Below are 20,239 nucleotides of genomic sequence, written 5' to 3'. Positions count from 1 at the left end.
GACATCCCTTGTTCTCCAAGATTCTTTCTGCCAAGAGCCTCCAGTTTCTGGGGCTCTTAGTGCTTTTGGTGACCGGAGTCTGTGCGGCCAGTGTCGCACGTGACCTGATGTCGATCGCACCTGCGCCGTCCTCGGCCGCCCGTCGAACGCTGGCCCCCCAGGACTCCGCCGCATCGATCTCAAAGGCCGTCACCCAGTGGAGCCAATTTGTTTCCTCGCAGTTCGCAGGGGATCAAGCTTGCCAAGCCTGCCATCCGGCCGAGTACGAAGCCCATCTTCGCTCCGGTCATTCGCGAACCGCCACCCCGATGGTGGAGTCCGAGTTGGCTCAGCAACTTCTACAACAAGGCCACTACAACGATCCGCTTCGCAACCAAACGTTCCGCTTCACCAAGAACGCGAATCAGTTTCTGGTCAGCACCTCAACAGGGCAGGGCAGGGCGGTTACGAAACCCTTTTCCGATCCGTCGGCAACCGGATCCACCGTGTCGGTCGCAGTCAACTGGCTGCTGGGATCCGGTACCCACGCCCAGACCCCCATCGCCATCCAGCACGATGGTTCTCGCGGCATCGAGATGCGTTGGTCGTCCTTCCATGGCGACGACCAACTGAATGTGACTCCCGATCACGATCAATACGACACCTTTCGGGATGGCACAGCTGAGTGCTTGGGGCGTCCCATGGATGCCATGGACGTGCGGTCTTGCATCGGATGCCACTCCACCGTCGTCCCGCCTCCACCGCTGCCGCTGACATCCCAAACCATGATCGCCAATGTAGGTTGCGAGCGCTGTCATGGGCCGCGGAAGCAACATGTGATCCTCGCAGGCCGCGGCTTGCCTGAGCAAAGCAAACCAATGATCGACCAACACGATGCCAGTGCCCACATGGAAACCTGCAGCGCTTGCCATCGCGATGAACGCTCCGTCTCAGCGGATTCAACGGCAGCAGAACGTGCTCGTTTCCAGCCCTACGGTCTGAAGAAAAGCGAATGCTACCTGCAATCCGCCGGTGAACTCACCTGCTCGACTTGCCACGACCCGCACGACACCACCTCGCACGATCGCCAACAATACATCCAGCAATGCCAAACCTGTCATCAACCACAGGCTTCCACGATTTGCCCTGAAGCACCATCGGGTGACTGCATCGAATGCCACATGCCACTCACACCTTGGACCCCAGGGATCGCTTTTCGCGATCACTGGATTCGAATCGTTGGTGACACCGCCTCGCATGCTGCCGAGACCACGCGGGAGGCATCTCCATGAGCGTCATCGCCCCATCACGCCGCACCCGTCCGCCGGTGGATCCGCCGGCTTCTCGTTCGAAAGAAACGTCGCACACAAGCCTCCCTGCCGATCCCCGAAGTGGCTTCCTCTTCTCACCACTCATCGACCTCGTCTTCATTGCGAACTTGTTTTGGCCGCTCTTGGTCGTCGTCGATGTCTTCGGTGGCACGACCACCCATGAAGGCCTGCTGTTCTGGCAAATCTATTTCATCACTGCCCCACACCGGTGGATCACGATCGTTTTGGTGTCCGTCGATCACCACAAGTCGCAGGACCGACGGTGGCTCTTCGCAGCTTTGGCACTCGCGATTTTGACCGTCTGCGTCGGGTTGCAGATGAGCACCGGGTCGCTGCTATGCCTCGGAATGATCGATTATGTCTGGAACGCCTGGCACTTCTCGTCCCAGCATCACGGCATCTTTCGAATCTATCAACGCCAATCGTCATGCCCCCCCAAAGCCAAGGCATCCGATCCGTTTGACCGAACCGTAAACGACGGTGCCGGCTCCCACCATTCGAATCCGCTTTCGCGATTCATTCAAAGCAAAGGAGCACTGCTTCAGAAACTCTTCTTCCGTGGATTCTTGCTGTACACGATCGCCCGCGTGGCTGGACTGGGTTGGCCCGAAGGACCGTTCCCTTCGTTCTCTGCAGTCGAGTCTCTGGATTGGTGGATGCTGCTGATCCCTGCCACATTTGTCGTTTCCGCCATCCATCGTTTCGTGAGGCTTGGCAACCAAGCCTTGGCCAGCATGCTGTACCTGCTGAGCGTGATGTCCCTCTTCGCAGCCTTGCTGTTGGCCGCGCACTATCAAAACAGTCAACTGGTCATCCAACTTGCGTTGGCGTCCGCCATCTTTCATTCGATGGAATACATGTCCATTGTGACTTGGTCGATGAAAAAGTCGGGGGCCAAAACAGACCCCAATCCACTGGCCCGCCTCTCCAAGATTTGGATGCTGTTCCTGGTCGTGTTTGTTCTTGTCATCGGCCTCGGAAACTACCTGCTTTCACGTGGTTTCTTTGAAGCCTGGGTGACGATCAACTTGGTCGTTGCGTTTTGGCATTACTGCTTTGACGGTCTGCTGTGGAAGTCACCCAAACGCCGCGCATCCTCCTCCTCAGCGGGGGCAGCATGACGTCACCGAACCACACATCAAGGCAAAACCTTCGGGCAAGCTGGTTGTTTTGGCCGCCCACGGTGATTGCCGTCTTGCTGGCCGTTCGTCAACTGTTGCTGGATCACAACGGACATCTGGAGTGGTTTGGTCGAGATGATGTCTACGCCATTTCCATGTTTGCCGCATTGCCGATTGGCTTCGCTGGAGCGAGGCGGGCTGACAAGAATTCGCGTTCATCCGCGTTCCTGCTGGGTGCTTGTTTGTTGGCGGGTTGCCTTTGCCTGGCGGTCATGAGTCAGGGAATTTCACTCCCTGAAAGCCTGCTGTCGATCACAATCGCTCGAGCACTGCTGTCTTGTCTGACCGCATTCGCCGTGGCCAACCTGTGCGTCGCGATCGCGTCCCCCCAACCCATTCCCCAACTCGAACCCAATGCCATCAGGGCAGGGCAGGGCGGCCCGCAGGTTTGGCCGTCTTGGGCATGGCTCTTGTTCGGAACGGCAACGATCGCGATTCCCGCCACCTACACGCACTCAGCAGCGGAATCCCTGGAAAAAAAGCTGCAAGAATCACTCAGCAGCAATCGCGTTGCCTTGGCTTGGAAACAGTGCTGGCAGTTGCGCCGATTCGATCCCAGCGTGACGACCGCCGATTCGGACCTGGCCACCTTGGAAGGCAATCTCCACGAACAGAAGGCTCGACTGGAATCAGTCGTCCAACAGCCGCTGCCTCGAAACCTGACCATCGCCATGATCGGGAGACGAATCACCACCTTGGTTCAGCTCGATCGAAACCACGAGGCCCTCGGCTGGATTCGACCGATGATGTCCGGTCGTCATTTCCAAGCGATCAGCCTCGACTTCTATGGGCTGTGCCAACAACGCTTGGATCAACCTTCCGAAAGCTTGCGAGGCTATGAACGTTCGCTTCAACACTGGCAACGGCAAGCGGACAGCCCCGGCAAACTCAAGGCGATGAGCAGTGCCTACAAAGGGATCGCTTTCGCAGCCCGTCAATTGGGCAATCGGCGTTTGGAAGAAGAGGCCTATCAAGCGCTGGTCCAACTGGCCCCCACCGCCGAGCATCATTTCCTTTTGGCGACTTGCTACAAAGAACATCAAAAAACATCATTGGCGGCCGAGAACGCTCAACTCGCCGCCCAACTGGACCCGACCTATGCCGAGCAAGCCCAATCCATGCTGGCACAACTTTCGCGTGACCACTTCAGCTGTTTCTTAGTGCCTCGCTAAGCAGGTCGGTCGTGTGGCTTGTCGGGCGCAAACAGTGCATCGAATCTGGTCCGTTGAGCGGAACAACGGCACAAGGTGTCCTCGCGGTGGCGCCAAGATGCTGCCAACACGAAACCGAAACCGCACCTGAACACCGAACACAAGGCCTAACGATGGCGAAGCCTTCCTGACGATGCCGAAGCCTTCGCCGGCGGAACCCGGTGAGCAGCACGGTGCTGACGTCGATCACGATTGCGAGCACCGCTTCGCTGAGCACGAGCACGAGCACGAGCACGAGCACGACGGAGAAGAGAAGCCGGAACAGCAAAATGCACCAGCCACCTTCCTGCGTCTTGCACGTCGGAGCACGTTGGCGAAAATCCAACAACGACCTGAAATCGACCTCATTCTGGTAACATGTTCGGCTGGGTGCGTTGCAGCAAACACGCGCTGCCCAAGTTTGCACTCCCGTCCGAAATCGAGTGTTTCGGGGAGCCAGGCAAAGTCCAGCCCTTTACCACTGCCTTCGCCCACCGGGGGGATTGCGCGGCACCCGCCAATTAGCTGGCCTGGATAAAACGCACTTTTACCGGGGATATTTACCCGGCTTATGCCCGTTAGTTAACCGGGATAAATAATCGTTCGCCCATTCAGGCACATGATCACACGCAACGAAGCTGAATCGATTGCCACGGAGCATGTCGCTTCTATGTCGGACCTCTGCGTGAAAGATGGCTTCTCCTTGGCACTGACGTCCGAGGCCACACTTGAATATGACTTCGGATGGGTGTTTTTCTACAATTCGACTGATCCTGATCAAACGCCAATCGCCGGCAACGCTCCGTTTATCGTAGAGCGGGAATCTGGCGATTTGCTTACGACCGGTACTGCCGATTCCATCGAACACTACATTCACAACTATCGCACGACGGGTGACCCCCACGGTCGCTTGGGACTCGCGATCCTCATCACTGGATACCAGGACGGCGCTAGAAAAATCGAGGCAACGAAATCGCTCCGTAAGCACGTCGGAATAGGGCTTGCTGATGCGAAACGCATAGTGGATTGCTGTATGGACGATGCCACGATCGAGGTGACCGCGAAATCGGATGATGACGTTGCGATGCTGTACGATGAGCTCAAGGCTGCATTGTTCAACTGTGAGCGATTACCGGAAAAAAGGGCGAACCATGCGATGAACCGAAGTCGCGGAGTCGTCGTTTTTGACAATGGAAAATCAATCGTCGCGACTCGGTTATCGCGGCTATTCGTAGACGGATTCAATTCGGCCAACACCCGACGCCTCTAGCCCAGCGGGCAGCACATGAACTGCCGGTGGCGTCAGCCACCGGTGGTCGGTTCAACGGATGGCTGCAAGACCGGAGGTCGACACATCCTTACCGGCCGGACAGCAGCGCGGCATGTGTCGTCCGCTGGGCTTGGGAGGCTACTTGAGGATTCATTCCGGTGGCTGACGCCCAATGCCATCTACTTTAGAACCAACCGAGGGGATTTTGTTAGCGGAACGGCGCAAGCCGTCCGGTAAATCGCGGGTGTTTTCCGACGCATCACCGGACGGCTCGCGCCGTTCCGCTACAAAGTAGATGGCATTGGGCTGACGCCACCGGCAGGGGATCTGTCGGCCTCCGGCCTTTCAATCCGTTGCGACAAATTGGCGCCGTTCGACGTCCGAAAATGCTTGCGTGTGAATTGGCGACTCCGTACGATTGCGGTATCGTCGACTGCATGTAGGGTGTCGCTACGCGCGTGAACCAGGCTACGCTACGAACAAAGCTGTGCACCGGAGAATGCTGCTCTTGCGGCTGTTCAGCCGTCTTCGGTCCCGAAACTTCACTGACAATTTGAGCGTCGTCGATCTGGTCCGCATTCCCGGTGACCTTGGCGTTCTGCTCACAGGTACGACAACTTGCTTGATGACTCCCGATTGCTTGGCCAGTTCAAGGAGCTACGGGCACAAGCCGCTGCGTTGGAGTCGCCAAACCCAGACGACCACCGAAGGATTAAACTGGCGATAGTCGGCTTCTCGCAGTCGTCGGACTGGAATCATTGGTCCCGCGAACATCTTGACTTTATCGAAGGTCGCTTGGAGACCGACTTGCACAGCGAGGGGTTCTCTCCTGACTGGATTGACTTCGCGTGCCTGGCCATAGGCTACATTCTTGGGTGTGTAGACTGTGGTAAGATCACGACCGACGAAGAATTTCGGATTGCTGATGCTCAGCTGCCAGGTTTCATGTGGATGCATGCTGAGCAATTCGATGGCGAACGTCTGGAATAGAAGCAGCAGAACCATCGGTATCGGGATAGGGCCCCGGTTGCCCGGGCCCCCTCCCACACCACCTCGCATGCGGGACCGCACGAGGCGGTTCGTCGCAAGGATGCAAACGAGTGCCAACGCTCTTCCAGGTTCAACAAACCCTCGGCGGCCAGGTACTCGATCGATCAAGCCAGCTGGACACCCGACGTAATGGAAAGACGCCCCCTTCTGCCAGGCGAACTCGGGCCCTTGCCGCTCATCGCGAAACCGCAAGCGTCACGGGAGGACACGCCCGGCGCGTGCGACGCCTTTGGCTACCGGCTAAACGATTCGTGGGCCACTCTTCTTTCACCCAAGTCTTTGTTGAGTGAGTGGCTGGCGAAGAGAGCTGCCCGCATCGTTCTCCTGGACCAGAATTCTTCGATTGGTAAAGGGAAACGCAGATGGAAGGTGCAAAGGGAATGAGCGGGATCCGTGGGGCCCGGTGCAACCGCTTCTTCCGGGGATCAGGAGTGATCGCCACCGCGACGCAGCCGTCCCGTTCGCTCGGTTGGCCTGCCGCTGGTGTGGCGATGCCATGGTCAATGATTCGAAGTTACTCTGGACGCTGGACGGCTTTCAGTACCACGGCGGCTGTTTCGTGCCGTTGCGGGTCGTTCTCGACTTGCCAGGCAACGGCTGCGTGTTCTCGTAAGATGCGTTTGACTTCGTTGATTGCCTGGGGGGTTGTGTGAACTTCGTGGCCGGACCGGATTAAAAGCTCCGACTCGACGCCCGGGATTCTGGAACTGGTCAACGGCACCACTCCGTCCCCTGGTGGTGCGAAGCAGCAGTTGTGGCCGTAGCCGATGATCGAGTGAGTCGATACCGCAGGCGAAATTGGCAGGCCGGCAATGGCGTTCAGTGTCGGGTTGCTCGGTTCCAAGAGGTCGATTGCGGTTGGCAGCTGGCGGCGAGTCTGAGTCCAGCGACTGAGGCTATCCCCATACAAGTTGCCAAAACTTCCCAATGACGAACTGTCGAACCGCACGAGGCTCGATGCGAAACGTCCGATCGGTCGGCTGGCCAATTCAGAACCATGATGCGGAGTTGCCATGAAGATGACACGCTGAACGCTAGAGACTGGCTGCCAATAGAGCGCGTGCTTCTCTTCCTGAGTCAAAGATTGCAGCTCTTTCACCGGTAACTGCAATGAATTGGCAACGGCGTTGCCGCTGCTGTTGACTTGCAATTTGGATACAAGACCGCCCATGCTATGACCCACCAAGACCATTTTGTCGAGCGACGGATCGCTGTAGGTTGGATCAATGTACCCACGCGCCTCTTGCAGCTGTTGTCGCATCGCCGCCGCTTCGACAGGAAATGGACGCCCCGTTGCATAGTAAAACGCCCAGAATTCGTATTGGTCTTTGATTTCCGAGTCAACCGACAGTTCATTGACCATGGGGACCCAAGTCTTCGGGTCAGAAGCGAGGCCATGCACAAAAACAACAGGAATCTTTCTGGGGTGATGAGGATGCATCATCACCAACTCGGCGTCGTTTTGAAAACGGTCAGGCCGCAAAAAGCCTTGGAGAAACTCAAGCCGATCTTCGCCATTCAGGTACGCGAGGGGCGCCGTCGTGTCCCACGCCAACGGAATCTCACACGTTGCAACCTGATTGACTGCCGGAATTAAAAACGTCTTCTGGCTCAGCGGGTTGAGGATGTGAAGCTGCAACTCACCATTGACGTCGCTTGGTGCAACAATTGCCGTTGCGGCGAAAGGCACTTTTGGGTCAAGGAACTTTCGGCAACCACGGTGGAATCCCAGCAGCGGCACGCCAACTCCACCGCAACACTTGCGTTCGACCGAAGTCCGGTATTCTCTCACAGGCTGGAAACAACGGTATTCTTCGGGTGCCCATGCAAAACCCTCATACTGCACGGTCGCGATAGCGTGCGTTTCATCCCCACGTTTCGATACCACACCGATGTGCGGCGAAAAGCAGTCAAGTGCTTGTGAGGATACAAGCAATCCATCGACGGCGTGATTGTAATCAGCAACGGCGCCCGATTCGCTGGCACAGTCGTCAGCGCGAATCAGTGGCCACAGCAACGCAATCGCATGCGAATATTCTTCGAGGCATTGCGGATCCTCTCGGCTGGCGTGGCGGTCAGCTGTTTGAAGGTGCCGTTGTGCAAGACGGCGAACATCGCCTGCTGTGCAGGAGTCGCATTCAGAAAGAGAGAAGGATGCCGCGTACGGCGAAAAGGTCGAGCACCCAAGGAATGCCAATGCAATCAGCGACACCTGCAGAATGCAAAGTGAGCGTCGATTGAAGTTGGGTGCAGGTTTTGAGGCCACGACTTTGCCGATTGGGAAAGATGCTCACGTGTCTTTTCAAAAAAGTCGGCACCGCGACGCTCGCAACTGAAGCCCAAACACAGGGAGCGGGCAGAAGAGGCGTCGGCTGTCTGGTTCGAACTGAATGTTCTGTCTGGGAGGGCATTCGTGCTGTCCCGGGAGCACCTGTCGGAGACGGACCTTCTTCTGCTGACGAGTTCATGACTCTGTTTTCAGTTCGGGCGATTGCTCGGGACGTCCGTTTGGTGTCACCCACCAAACCTCTTTTTTAGCGCGGCACGGCATCCGCAATTAAGGAGGGGCGAAAGGGGGCGATTCGAGCTTGTCGCCATTGGGATCGTCAGGCGGATCATCGCGAGAATGCCAACGACAGGGCTGGGGTTTCAAAGTCGCAAGGGACGTTCGATTTACTGCTTGCGGAACTTCACTGTGGCATAGGCTTCCAGCCTGTGTTTATCCTTCACAGGCTGGAAGCCTATGCCACTTATTTGTCGAACGTCGCAAAGCGACGGCAGGCACCAGCCTGGGACACAAGTCCCAGGAATCGATGCCTCCGCCGCTCGGAAGTCGCGAAGCGATGGCAGGTGTTGGGCCGGGATGCTGCCAATCCTGGCGAAGCCCCTCCCCAAGCGGCATTGGTGTCTACCAAAGCGGTCCCAGTGTTCAGCGTGAGGCCAGTGACACCGCATGCCTGAGAATCGGCAGCACGCACTGGTTCATCCCGGTGGTGACGGCCCCCGTTGACCCCGGCAACGCGAACACGACCTTGGACTTCATCCGTCCCGCGGTGGCTCGGCTGAGCATCGCCTTGGGACCGATTTCGGCGATTGAAATGGCTCGAAAGTGTTCTCCAAAACCGGGCAACGTCACATCCAACAGGGATTCGATCACGTCGACCGCCATGTCTCGCGGCGCGATGCCGGTCCCTCCCGTCGTGATGACCGCGTCGAGCAACTCGTCTCCGGCAAGTTCCCCCAACAACTTCGCGAGCGGTTCCGAATCGTCTTTCAAAATCAACCGTTTTGCAACGGAGTGGCCGGCCTCCTCAAGCAAACTGACAATCCGGTCACCGCTGCGGTCTTCTGCTTTACCACGGGTGTCGCTGAGCGTGATCACGGCGACGCGAACCGCTTGAGCGGGATCGACGTCGGGACAACCACACTGGGATTCTGGCTGGGGTTGATTCACGACGTCGGTTCCTCACTTTGTTCCAATAAACCTGCTCGTTGCTGAGCGTCCTCGAGAAAGTAATTCACATCATTCAGATCATCGGCGTGAAGCACTTCGTAGGCGTGAGCGGCGCTGCGAGACCGGTACAACTGCTCGCGAATGTTGATGTCACGAGTGATCGCGGTCGCAAAGGCAGAAAGAATTTCCAAGTGACGCTTGCGGCTCGACTCAGGTGTGGCCAACAACAAAACCGCATGCACCAACCGTCCATCCGGCGTATTGAGCTTGATGCCCTTCTTGCTGATTCCCAGAACACCTTTGACATCATTGGCCCCGGGTTCATCGATGATCGCGTGAGGGATCATCAAACCGATCCCCAAACACGTCGTCTGAGACGCTTCCCGAGTACGAACCGTTTCCAGAAACTTATCCTGCGGCGTGCTCATTGGCGTGGTGGCATACAGCAGGTTGGTGAGTTTCTGAAAGATCTCTTCCTTGTTGCCGTCCAGATCCACCATGATCCGATTCTCCTGCAGGAAGTCCAACAACCGAGGACGATCTTTGCGAGCTTCGCCGGTTTGGGTCAGGGCAAACCGCGTTGCACTTGGCCCCAGCAACTGGTTGATCGCCAGAGCCGACAGGCCGACCGTGGTCACCATCGATTTGATCTCGTCGGAGAAACCTGACTGCTCGCTGCCGACCAAGATGATCAAACCAACCGCCACGCCTCCGTGTGGCAACAGCGACATTCCAAGGTACCTGCGGACGTTGTCGGTCGCTCCGGACAAACTCATCGCCGTGTAGGCGCTGATGGTTTTGGCCAACAACCGCGACAGGAAATAAAGGGCAACCAAACCAATGACCGGCGGGATTTGAGTGAAGTCCAACTTCATCCCCGCGAAGGTGTAGAAGAGCGCAAACAAGGCTCCTCCTATCCCACTCAAATAGGCTTCCCCCGACCGCACCAAATCATGCCGAAGATTGGTCAGCGTGATTCCGGCGAACGTGCACGCCAAGATTCCGCCCGAAGTGCCAAAACTCGCTGCCGCTCCCCAGGCTCCCAGCACAACCGCGACCATCAACGGCCCCAAGAACGCAGCGCTGACCACCGTCTGAACCAAAACAATTGCCAGCAACGCGCAAGCAGCGCCAATCACCATCGTCACGGCGAACTGCACGCCGACGCTTTCCAACGCGTGAACCCACCCCGATTGATCCGCCAGAAACGTGGAGATGAACACAAAGGCGGCGACCGCGACCATGTCGATGAGACCAATCGCCGCCAGCAACGTGCGAGTCAAGATGCCCCGAGCACGGGCCTCTTGAATCACCAACACCGTTGTTCCAGGTGCCCCTGCGATGGCAATGGCCGCGAACAAAGCCGCCGGTGGCAGCGACATCGAAGGATCCATCCACCTCCCGCCAAAGTACATCACCGAGCCAACCAACGTTGGCGTGATCAAGGCTTCGCCCAGCAGCAACAACCCGATCCGTTTGCCCGTGTTTCGCAGACTTCCAAAGTACAACGAGGCACCGACCGTGAACGCAATGAAGCCCAACACAAAATTCATGTAGGGACCAAACCGGTCCAGCGCCTGGGGATCCAAAACGGTGTCCAACCCAGGGAAACGCAGCTGACGTAGCAAAATGCCAGTGGCGATCCATCCGGTCACCTTGGGCAGCCGGATCAGGGCAAATAACTCGCCCCCCAGCACACCGGCAGTGAGCACCACCGCCATGTTGAAAAGCGGGTCGTCGAAGTGAAGGTTCGGAAAAAAATCCATGTCCTGGCCATCTTTTGCCGAACAGAAATCGTCAAAGCAGCCAGGATCCTAGGTAAAAACGCACCTCTTGGGAACGCGGCGCAACTTGGAGGGACCGCTTCACGCGGGGGCATCCCTCGTTTCAGCCATCAGCGCAACACGCAAAATGCAGCCTGGCACTCGCATCCACTCGGATTTCTCGAGGCAAGGAACTGCAGAAACCCGACCGTGTGTTTTTGTGCCACGCTTCCCCGGGCCGCAAGAACACACGGAAGAACTTCGCTCCGCGGGGCTGCACAACCAAGTCGATGGTGAGGCTTGGCTGAAAGACTTCGTCGTCGACATCCAACCTTACCCTCGCGTAGGAAAGGACTCATTCCGCCATCTTCGACCCGTCAACGCTTGCCCCAGCCTTGGTCGACAGAATCCGTCACTATCTCGCGTTCAGCGTTTCACGCAACTTTGCATTTTTTGCTTGACGGCTTGGGGATCGACAACAGGTGGCTGGTCCATCGCGGCTCCCATTGATTTCGAGACCGAGATCGCGCCGATCTTTCAACAGCACTGCCTGCATTGTCATAACGAAACGCAGAAGGGTGGTGAACTCTCGTTGTCGTTCGCCGAGGGACTGATGGAGTTGGGACATGTGGTCCCCGGCGACCCTCAAAGCAGCTATCTGGTGGAGACGATCCACGCAACTGACGGTGAGACGCCTTCGATGCCAGAGGAAGGCACTCCCCTGAATGACACTCAGGTTGATCGGGTCAGGCGATGGATCGCCGAGGGCGCCCATTGGCCAAACGGGTTTGAAATTCAGCACAAGGCCAAGGCGGATGCTTCGTGGTGGTCGCTCCAGGAACTTGCAGACGTCTCACCGCCGGAACCTTCCGCAGGACAGTCGTCGCACCCGATCGATCGGTTCATTCAACACCGATTGGCCCAAGCAAAGATTGCTCCTTCGCCACCGGCCGGCCGTCGCACACTGATTCGTCGGTTGTCGATGGATTTGATCGGTCTGCCACCGACTCCTGAATCCGTCACGGCGTTTGTCGCGGATCCGAATCCGGGTTGTCAGTCAAACTGCCCAAGAGACCTACAATGCAAGCAAGACGCAACTTGAATCGGAACTGGCCGAGATCGAGTCGAAGCTTCAGCATTTGACAGGACGCGGCATTGATCTGGCCGATGTCGTTGGTGGTGGCAACGGTTTTGGATCAGGAAAAAAAGGGCAAGGGATCGACCCCCGTACTGGCAAGTCGGAAGAACGGTCTCTGAACGCACTGGACGATCGAAAACCGGGACGATTCGCGACATGTGATGCGGCAATGATCGACGGCGTCTTTATCCCAGCCTTTGAACAAACGCAGATCAGCTCCACCGAACTGGTCGCGGCGGGGTTGACCGATGTGCACGGACACGTGATCCCAGAACTGATCAAGAGCTAACCCGCTCAAGCTTCACCGGAGCCGTGCGTTCGCCATTCCATTGGCAAACGTAAACGCTTTCATCCTCGTCGATGCAGACGTCGTGGCCGTGGTAGAAGGTTCGTGCCTGGTCCTGTTTCACCGTTTGCAAAACCCCGTCCTCGTAAACGGGTTGCTCGCCTCCGGGGCACGAGACGACTCGGTCATGCTTGTCCATCACCATGGTGAAACCGGACTGGTACAGCCACGGCTTCGGAAGATTGACGTCGGCGTTGTTGTGGCTCCAACAAACCCCGGCGTAGACATGGTCGCCATGGATCACCGGTCGACAGATCTGCAGATTCGCGAGCTTCACCGTCTTGATCCACTTGCCATCGAGCGTGAAGTATTTGAACGCTCGCTGAGCACGACTGGTCACGATCAGCTTCGGATTCGCTGGATCACGGTTGTCCAAGGCAATACCGTGCGCGTTGGCCAAGTTGTAGTTTTTGTCTTCGTTCTCGTGACCGCCGAACTTCTGAATGAATTGCCCATGTTGGTCGTACCGCAGGATGTAATCCGATCCATATCCGTCGGCAACATAAATGTCACCGTTGGGCGCCACCGCCGTTTCAGTGGGCTGAAACCCCATCTCAGGCGAGTAGGCGCCGACGGTCATCGGGTGACTGATGGTGAATAGCATCTTTCCATCGATTGTCATCTTGGCGATGTATCCGTTTTGGCGGACCATCGTCACGCCGTCTTGCAGACTCCGAGCCCAACCACTTTCGCTGACGTATAGCATGTCTTCGCCGCCTTCGTTGACCAGAGTCAAACCATGACCTCCGGGCCAGTAAGTCCCCCAGCTGTCGAGGACTTTGCCGGACTTGTCGAAGATGATGATGTTGTTGCGTGGATCATCGCCAATCATCACCAACCGTCCCTGAGAGTCCTGCACCATCTCGTGACAGTTGTCGATCGGAGTCTGAACCGGATTGACCTGTGCCCAGTCCTTCTGAACGCGATAGCGAAAGTCACCATGCCCGATCAAGTTTGACTCGGCGGCAACGTCTTTTTCGGCTGCGCTCACAAGTGTCGCGGACTGAGCCAACGCAGCGGCCCCCGCCGACGCAACGACACCGGTTTTCAGAAACGATCGACGGTCGGACATAGTGGCACCAATGAGTGAAGGAAGAGTGAACGACAAGAATAAGGATCGCGATGCGTCGTCGAATGACCGGCTGGAAACCCAACTTCCTCGCGCAAGTCCTCAGAATACCAATCCGTTCGTATGCGTCGGCCCTGCTGCCCCTGTATTCTGCAGTTCCGCCGCCTTTTCCCAATCCACGAGGTTGCCGCTCGTCGCAACACCGATTGTCCAGCCTGTCGTCGACTTGCGATCGAAAGGCGGTATCGAGTAGTAGAGCCAATACTTTCCCTTGAATTTGACGACAGCCGGGTCCTTTGACATCGGCTTGCCACTGACGTCATCTGCGAACATCATTCGGGGCGCATCAACGGGCGACTGCGCAACTGCACCTGACGCTAGAAAAACACCCCAAACGACGGACAAGGCTGCAAGTCGATTCATGAAGGTTTGTGTCACTTGAGTTGTTCTGTCGGATTGTGAATTCACACGCACTGGGTTACCGAGGAGCGACGGCGTTGCCAATGCCCGCAGAATTGTAGCCATTCGCAATCCAGTGGTCGATCACGACGGCATCGAGTGTCTCCACATGGCCATCCAGAAAAAGATCTTGAGCGGTCATCCGACTCCCTGAATGTCATTTGCCTTCATTGCTTCTTCCACTTCCAGGACACAACGCTTAGCTGCGTCCCTTTGGTCCTTGATACGGCCTACGTGGCTTGCGAAATCGGCGGATCAACGTAGGCCGGACCAAGCGGAGCGATGTTCCGGCAACAGGCAGGCGCAGCACCACCAGCGGGCGATAGAACGCAGCGCTGTTCCGGCAGGATCCTGTTGGTTGGTGGATCACCTTTCGACCTCCCCTCGCTTCGCTCGACCCTCCTGCCAGGAGGGTGAAGGTGAATGGTTGCCGTAGCTGCGTCCCTTCGGTCCTTGATACGGCCTACGTGGCTTGCGAAATCGGCGGATCAACGTAGGCCGGACCAAGCGGAGCGATGTTCCGGCAACAGGCAGGCGCAGCACCACCAGCGGGCGATAGAACGCAGCGCTGTTCCGGCAGGATCCTGTTGGTTGGTGGATCACCTTTCGACCTCCCCTCGCTTCGCTCGACCCTCCTGCCAGGAGGGTGAAGGTGAATGGTTGCCGTAGCTGCGTCCCTTCGGTCCTTGATACGGCCTACGTGGCTTGCGAAATCGGCGGATCAACGTAGGCCGGACCAAGCGGAGCGATGTTCCGGCAACAGGCAGGCGCAGCACCACCAGCGGGCGATAGAACGCAGCGCTGTTCCGGCAGGATCCTGTTGGTTGGTGGATCACCTTTCGACCTCCCCTCGCTTCGCTCGACCCTCCTGCCAGGAGGGTGAAGGTGAATGGTTGCCGTAGCTGCGTCCCTTCGGTCCTTGATACGGCCTACGTGGCTTGCGAAGCCGGCGGAGCAACGTAGGCCGGACCGAGCGGAGCGCTGTTCCGGCAGCAAGCAGGCGCAGCACCACCAGCGGGCGATAGAACGCAGCGCTGTTCCGGCAGGATCGTGTTGGATGGTGGATCACCTTTCGACCTCTCCTCGCTTCGCTCGACCCTCCTGCCAGGAGGGGCAAGGTGGATGGCTGCCGTAGCTGCGTCCCTTCGGTCCTTGATACGGCCTACATGGCTTGCGAAATCGGCGGATCAACGTAGGCCGGACCAAGCGGAGCGCTGTTCCGGCAACAGGCAGGCGCAGCACCACCAGCGGGCGATAGAACGCAGCGTTTGTTCCGACAGGATCCTGTTGGCCGGTGGATCACCGTTCGGCCTCCCCTCGCGTCGCTCGACCTTCGCTCGTCTCAAACACGATCAGCCCGACATTTCCTCGGGGTCTTTCAGCACCCGATCGGCTTGACGGATGGCGTCGACCAAGGTCTGGAGGGCCGCCGAAACGCGGTTGAGCGTGGGCGTTAAATCCGCCAAGCACTGCTCTTCAAACTGACGTGCCGGCTCGTCGCGCCAAACCGACTTGGTCCGTTGCCACTGCTCCGCAAATTCACTGAATTCATGGCGGAGTTGGTTTTGGGTCTCTTGGATCGGTCCGGTACCAAACGGTTTCATCGCTGGGTCACTCCGAGATGCCGTTGGGATTGAACGTTCGTAGCATCTTGCGGCCTTTGTAGAGATGAAACAAATCTTCGGGCTGGGGCGGACGCACGCGACCTCCCGTCGGCAAATCAATGGTCTCCAAACCATCGGTCACAACCACGCATGCTTTGTCGTTCCGCACCGCGGTGAACACAGCCGCCGTTTCATCCAAGAAGAATCCCAACCGGTCGACTTTGACCTCTTCGTACCCAACCCGTTCCAGGTAAGTCTGCAACGGTTCAATGATCCGGCGTTGAGCTTCATTGAACTCTTTGGAGGGCACCGTGAAGATGTCTCGGTGATCAGCATGCCACCCAGCATAAATCGCATAGATGTCTTCGGGCGGAAAGTCCGCCACATCGCACGACATGGCAAAGATCGTCGGTCCCGTCACACCGATGTTGCTGTATTGTTTTTCGCCAAAGTTGTATTCAAAGCGGACCAAAAACACATCCACTGGATCTTCAAAGCTGGGCCACAACATCCGCCGTGAATCCACCACTTCGACACCGGTTGGCGGAACCCCCATTTGTTGAGGCTGAGTCAACCACAACGCCATCTCCGCCTCGGCAATCGCGCGTGGCTCGCGGTATTCTTCCTCGATCAAATCATCCAGCCCCAACTCGTCCGCGTAGGCGATCGCTCGCAATCGCGCGGCGGGTTCCCCCGCCAGTTCGGCCAAACGTTCCTTGCCGGTTTCTTCTCCGAGCTTGGCTAGCGCGCCGGCCGCCTCACACTGCACGCGGCGGTGCTTCAGATCCAACGTCTTGTTCAATTGACCAATGGAACTTTCATCGCCAATCAAACCGATCGCATCACACAGCGACACCGCCAACGCCACCGCTTCGCCCAGCACCGCTTGGACCTGTTCGACCTCGGTTCCGAAACTGCGTGGGTCCTCTTCGAACTTTGCCAAACGCCCAGCGACATTTCCAAGCAACGCGTTGAGGGAACCGATCCGATCTTTGGCAGGGTGCTGACTGACCAGCCCTGTTCGCGTGAGGTGCCCGGCCAAATCCAAGATGGGCGCGGCCAGCGAAGGTTCCGAAATCGAATCCAGCAGAGCAGGGAACACCGCTCGAATCGACCAATCGTTGTGCTGCATCAAGGGGCTGAGGATCTGGGCCGCGGCCATCCAGCCTTTCGGTGGTGACTGAGCCAATTGCGTGACCAACACCCCCAGCGATTCTGGCGTGCGTTGCATCGCCAACAACTGAAGCATCAGGTGGCGATTGGAAACCTCCGGCGAAAGCGATTCCAAGATGGTTGCCAATGTCGCTGGCTCGATCTTCGACAGCGAATCGTCTTCGCCTCCCAAGGTTTTCAAGTGAATCAGACGAAGCAACCCGCCCGTGATCGCGGGATCCGCGTCCATCAGCCGGGCGGATTCATCGCCGAGTGCGGCCACCAATGCTTGGCCATCCAAGTTGGGATCGTCCGCCAGTTGTTTCAGCGCCACGCCGGCCTGAACCGGGTCGGCACCGGCGGCAAGAATCGGGTCAAAGGAGATTTCCGACAAGGTCACAGTTCCAAAGGTTGAAGATAAAAAAGGGGGCAGGGGAGGGCAGGGCAGAGCAGGGTGGTCCCCCGCAGCGTGAGGCTTTTTCCGGCAGGTGGGTTCGCAATTTGGGCTTACGAATCATTCGATTCCGGCTGATAGGTCCGTTCTGGATCCACCGCATCGGACCATCCCAACCGGTCAATGTCGTCCAGCGTCGCCCAACGGTTGTTACCCCGGTAGAGCGGCGATTGATCGATCGGGCATTGGGGTGTCTCGGCATCCGCATAAATGTGCACGCCCTTGAGGTTGGGCTGCAGCCAGATGGCTTCGCATTCATCGCAGACCACCAAACCATGCGACGGTTTGTTGTCGACCAACCCACACGCGCGGATGGAACACAGGCCTTGCTCGCAAATCGGACACGAACCGACGCTGTATCGAACGCCCGCATTCGAATCCAAATTCGAATTGTCAGGTGCTGGGGCTTCGGAGTTGGAATCAGGGTGAGTCACGGAATTGAGTTCCAAGCAGAAACAAAATGGATGGGGACGGGGGTGGTTGAAAGCTGGTCTTCACAGGGACGCTTTCGGTGGGCGAGCAAATGGATGCAGGAGGTCCGCTAAAGTGGAAACGCGGTGATCAAGCGATTGCCTTCCAACACCAAACGCACCCGCCGGGCCATCGGATTGCGACTGCGCTGACCATCGCGGCCTCCGACAAACCCCACGCGTTTCCCCATGTCGATGGTGTAAATCGTTCGCTTCCCGTCGACTTCTTTGGTGGTCCGCTGATTTGCCTGGGCCTTCTCGTAGGCTTTGTCGATCGTCACCAGCGCTCCCTCCATGTCGCCATCAAAGACGCCATGTTTCCCTGATCGGTTGGGTTGATCTTGGGTGTGGCGACGAAGGTGTTCCAGGCGGTGTCCTTCCGCACTTCCAGGCGTGTAAAGCACGCCCGCCGGTGACAGGAACCGGTCCGTGCTGATCTCTCGCAGCAACCCGTACTTCAGGTCAGACGTCTCGGCCGCCGAATTTGCATTCTCACTTGGCGACCCACGCGTCATCTTGGACGCCAGCGGGCCCGGCGACGGGACGGTTTCGTTGCCTTGCGGTTGAGCCTGGCTGTCTGCCCGAGGAGTCGACGACTTCGACGAATCAGCGGGTTTTGGCACCGCTCGCGAATCGGACACTTGGTCCGTCATCGGTGGGTTTGTGTTTTCCGCAACCGAGTCTTTGGCAACCTGTTTGGCGGGCAAGGCAGGCAAATTCCAGCCTGTCGCCTCGTTGATCGACGGGCGAAGCAGCGTGTAGCCGCCCAACATCACGGCGATGACGATTCCCGCCACCGTCGTCTGTTTGGCTTTTTTGCCACCTGGCCGGCGGGGCCCGGAGCGAGTTTCAGCAGCGTTCATTTCAGTTCAATCGAGCCAGCAAGTTTGAATTCGGTCTTCAATGACCGCCAACTTACCAGCCGATCCCAAAACTGGCCAACCACGACCGCTCAGGACTGCAAAATCTCACTGACCACACGCCCGTGAACGTCTGTCAGACGAAAATCACGCCCCGCGTAGGGAAAGGTCAGACGCTCGTGGTCGATTCCCAACTGATGCAGCATCGTGGCGTGCAGATCATGCATGTGGACCCGATCGCGAACGGCGTGATAGCCGTAATCATCGGTCTCTCCATGGGTGATGCCTCCCCGAACGCCGCCACCGCCCAGCACCATCGAGAACCCCTGCGGGTTGTGGTCACGTCCGTTGCTCCCCTGCACGACGGGCGTTCGTCCGAATTCGCCCCCCCACACCACCAACGTGTCTTCCCACAACCCGCGTTGTTTCAGATCCGCAAACAATCCCGCGATTGGCAGGTCGGTCTTGGCGGCGTTCTTCTCGTGCCCGTTCTTCAGATTGCCATGCTGGTCCCACACTTGCCCGCTGCTGACGGTGATGAAACGCACGCCAGATTCCGCCAAGCGACGCGCCATCAAACAACTGCGTCCAAACGAGTCGGTCGTCTTCTGACCGATCCCGTACAGTTTCTTGGTCGCCTCGGTTTCCTTTGACAAATCCATCACCTCCGGCGCGGTGCCTCGCATCCGATTGGCCAAGTCCACCGCCTCGATCGCACCGTCGGTCGCCCGATCTCGCCCGGCGGATTCGGCATGCCCGCGATTGATTTGATTGACCAACTCAAACTGGTGTCCCTGAGCGGCATCGAGGTAGGCAATTTTCCCCGCACCAATCTGACCATTTTTACCGATCACGGTGGCTTGATGCTTGGCAGGCAAGAACGCCGATCCATAGTTGCGAGGCCCACCGTGAGCCGTCGCCGGTGCGATCGCCACGTGCGCCGGCAAATCCGGATGCCCCGCCCCCAAGGCGTAGCTGATCCAAGCGCCCACGCTGGGGCGAACAAAGTTGTCACTGCCGGTGTTCACCATCCCGACCGCTTGACCGTGCGATTGACCTCGAGTGTGCATGGACCGGACAACGCACAGTGAATCCAAGTGCTTGTTCATCTCCGGCAATAAATCCGTCCCCCACAAACCAGCCTCACCGTGCTGGGACCACTTCCAAGGGCTGGCCAGCAACGTTGGCTTGGCATTGATCTGTGGCGGTAAATCAAACGGCAGATCCTTGCCGTCATCGCGAATCAACATCGGCTTGTAGTCAAACGTGTCGACGTGCGACGGCCCGCCGTGCATGAACAAGAAGATCACCCGTTTGGCTTTCGCCGAATGATGTTGCACAGGTGTCGGTTCGCCCGAAGTGTTCGCCCACGCAGCAGAGGCCGGCACCGCAGAAGCGGTCACAGCCAGCGCACCGGTCGTCCAAGTCGATTGAACCAAACATTCGCGACGGTTCCAGCTCATCAGTCT

17 protein-coding genes are annotated in these 20,239 nt (G+C 57.8%); 7 read left to right on the top strand and 10 right to left on the bottom strand.

What is annotated here, in order from left to right:
* Positions 1–8: 8 nt before the first annotated feature.
* From PSR62_RS08200 to PSR62_RS08180, 5 genes are all read left to right on the top strand, one after another.
* Complete coding sequence (locus PSR62_RS08200) at positions 9–1,271, top strand: multiheme c-type cytochrome (protein WP_274407291.1); 1,263 nt, start codon at positions 9–11, stop codon at positions 1,269–1,271.
* The gene (locus PSR62_RS08195; RefSeq protein ID WP_274407290.1) at positions 1,268–2,431 is read left to right on the top strand and encodes a hypothetical protein; all 1,164 of its coding nucleotides are present in this window, start codon (positions 1,268–1,270) and stop codon (positions 2,429–2,431) included. Before PSR62_RS08200 ends, PSR62_RS08195 begins: the two co-directional genes overlap by 4 nt.
* 44 nt (positions 2,432–2,475) lie before the next feature.
* Positions 2,476–3,663, top strand: coding sequence for a tetratricopeptide repeat protein (locus tag PSR62_RS08190; RefSeq protein ID WP_274407289.1), 1,188 nt, complete (start codon positions 2,476–2,478; stop codon positions 3,661–3,663).
* A 637-nt stretch (positions 3,664–4,300) separates the two neighbouring features.
* The gene (locus PSR62_RS08185) at positions 4,301–4,951 is read left to right on the top strand and encodes a hypothetical protein (protein WP_274407288.1); all 651 of its coding nucleotides are present in this window, start codon (positions 4,301–4,303) and stop codon (positions 4,949–4,951) included.
* A gap of 618 nt (positions 4,952–5,569) precedes the next feature.
* A complete protein-coding gene (locus tag PSR62_RS08180) occupies positions 5,570–5,941 on the top strand; it encodes a hypothetical protein (RefSeq protein WP_274407287.1) in 372 nt (123 codons plus the stop codon).
* A 574-nt stretch (positions 5,942–6,515) separates the two neighbouring features.
* Here PSR62_RS08180 and PSR62_RS08175 read toward each other — a convergent pair.
* The 3 genes from PSR62_RS08175 to PSR62_RS08165 form a co-directional block, all read right to left on the bottom strand.
* Positions 6,516–7,691 carry an esterase/lipase family protein gene (locus tag PSR62_RS08175; protein WP_274407286.1) on the bottom strand — a complete coding sequence of 392 codons (1,176 nt, stop codon included), beginning with the start codon at positions 7,689–7,691 and terminating at the stop codon, positions 6,516–6,518.
* 1,239 nt (positions 7,692–8,930) lie between these two features.
* Positions 8,931–9,455: a MogA/MoaB family molybdenum cofactor biosynthesis protein gene (locus PSR62_RS08170; protein ID WP_274407285.1), complete on the bottom strand. Its 525-nt coding sequence runs from the start codon at positions 9,453–9,455 to the stop codon at positions 8,931–8,933.
* On the bottom strand, positions 9,452–11,221 hold the full coding sequence (locus PSR62_RS08165; protein ID WP_274407284.1) for a cation:proton antiporter domain-containing protein: 1,770 nt from the start codon (positions 11,219–11,221) through the stop codon (positions 9,452–9,454). The genes PSR62_RS08170 and PSR62_RS08165 overlap by 4 nt, the downstream gene beginning before the upstream one ends.
* 217 nt (positions 11,222–11,438) lie before the next feature.
* Here PSR62_RS08165 and PSR62_RS08160 point away from each other — a divergent pair, with 217 nt between their 5' ends.
* Both PSR62_RS08160 and PSR62_RS08155 read left to right on the top strand, forming a co-directional pair.
* Positions 11,439–12,320 carry a DUF1549 domain-containing protein gene (locus PSR62_RS08160; RefSeq protein WP_274407283.1) on the top strand — a complete coding sequence of 294 codons (882 nt, stop codon included), beginning with the start codon at positions 11,439–11,441 and terminating at the stop codon, positions 12,318–12,320.
* A gap of 37 nt (positions 12,321–12,357) precedes the next feature.
* Positions 12,358–12,645, top strand: coding sequence for a hypothetical protein (locus tag PSR62_RS08155; RefSeq protein ID WP_274407281.1), 288 nt, complete (start codon positions 12,358–12,360; stop codon positions 12,643–12,645).
* Here the strand turns inward: PSR62_RS08155 and PSR62_RS08150 are convergent.
* The 7 genes from PSR62_RS08150 to PSR62_RS08120 all read right to left on the bottom strand — a co-directional run bounded on the left by PSR62_RS08150 (position 12,635) and on the right by PSR62_RS08120 (position 20,233).
* Positions 12,635–13,774: a peptidylglycine monooxygenase gene (locus PSR62_RS08150; RefSeq protein WP_274407280.1), complete on the bottom strand. Its 1,140-nt coding sequence runs from the start codon at positions 13,772–13,774 to the stop codon at positions 12,635–12,637. The two genes, PSR62_RS08155 and PSR62_RS08150, sit on opposite strands and share 11 nt — an antisense overlap.
* A gap of 99 nt (positions 13,775–13,873) precedes the next feature.
* Positions 13,874–14,296, bottom strand: coding sequence for a hypothetical protein (locus tag PSR62_RS08145; RefSeq protein WP_274407279.1), 423 nt, complete (start codon positions 14,294–14,296; stop codon positions 13,874–13,876).
* 1,286 nt (positions 14,297–15,582) lie between these two features.
* Entirely contained in the window at positions 15,583–15,834 is a 252-nt protein-coding gene (locus PSR62_RS08140) for a hypothetical protein (RefSeq protein ID WP_274407278.1), read from the bottom strand.
* A 7-nt stretch (positions 15,835–15,841) separates the two neighbouring features.
* Positions 15,842–17,386 (bottom strand): HEAT repeat domain-containing protein, encoded by a 1,545-nt coding sequence (locus PSR62_RS08135; protein WP_274407277.1) that lies wholly within the window; start codon positions 17,384–17,386, stop codon positions 15,842–15,844.
* A 107-nt stretch (positions 17,387–17,493) separates the two neighbouring features.
* The gene (locus PSR62_RS08130; RefSeq protein ID WP_274407276.1) at positions 17,494–17,874 is read right to left on the bottom strand and encodes a hypothetical protein; all 381 of its coding nucleotides are present in this window, start codon (positions 17,872–17,874) and stop codon (positions 17,494–17,496) included.
* A gap of 107 nt (positions 17,875–17,981) precedes the next feature.
* Positions 17,982–18,773, bottom strand: coding sequence for a hypothetical protein (locus tag PSR62_RS08125; protein ID WP_274407274.1), 792 nt, complete (start codon positions 18,771–18,773; stop codon positions 17,982–17,984).
* Between the two features lie 89 nt (positions 18,774–18,862).
* The gene (locus PSR62_RS08120; RefSeq protein ID WP_274407273.1) at positions 18,863–20,233 is read right to left on the bottom strand and encodes a DUF1501 domain-containing protein; all 1,371 of its coding nucleotides are present in this window, start codon (positions 20,231–20,233) and stop codon (positions 18,863–18,865) included.
* Positions 20,234–20,239: the final 6 nt, after the last annotated feature.

It is taken from the genome of Rhodopirellula sp. P2, assembly GCF_028768465.1.
Lineage (GTDB): Bacteria > Planctomycetota > Planctomycetia > Pirellulales > Pirellulaceae > Rhodopirellula.
Note: the sequence above shows the minus strand (reverse complement) of the source record. Positions and strands in the feature narration are given on the sequence as shown.

Coding starts and splice junctions, on each gene's coding strand:
- PSR62_RS08195 (WP_274407290.1), top strand. CDS start 1,268: ATGAGCGTCATCGCCCCATCACGCCGCACCCGTCCGCCGGTGGATCCG.
- PSR62_RS08145 (WP_274407279.1), bottom strand. CDS start 14,296: ATGGCTACAATTCTGCGGGCATTGGCAACGCCGTCGCTCCTCGGTAAC.
- PSR62_RS08185 (WP_274407288.1), top strand. CDS start 4,301: ATGATCACACGCAACGAAGCTGAATCGATTGCCACGGAGCATGTCGCT.
- PSR62_RS08125 (WP_274407274.1), bottom strand. CDS start 18,773: ATGAACGCTGCTGAAACTCGCTCCGGGCCCCGCCGGCCAGGTGGCAAA.
- PSR62_RS08150 (WP_274407280.1), bottom strand. CDS start 13,774: ATGTCCGACCGTCGATCGTTTCTGAAAACCGGTGTCGTTGCGTCGGCG.
- PSR62_RS08165 (WP_274407284.1), bottom strand. CDS start 11,221: ATGGATTTTTTTCCGAACCTTCACTTCGACGACCCGCTTTTCAACATG.
- PSR62_RS08140 (WP_274407278.1), bottom strand. CDS start 15,834: ATGAAACCGTTTGGTACCGGACCGATCCAAGAGACCCAAAACCAACTC.
- PSR62_RS08120 (WP_274407273.1), bottom strand. CDS start 20,233: ATGAGCTGGAACCGTCGCGAATGTTTGGTTCAATCGACTTGGACGACC.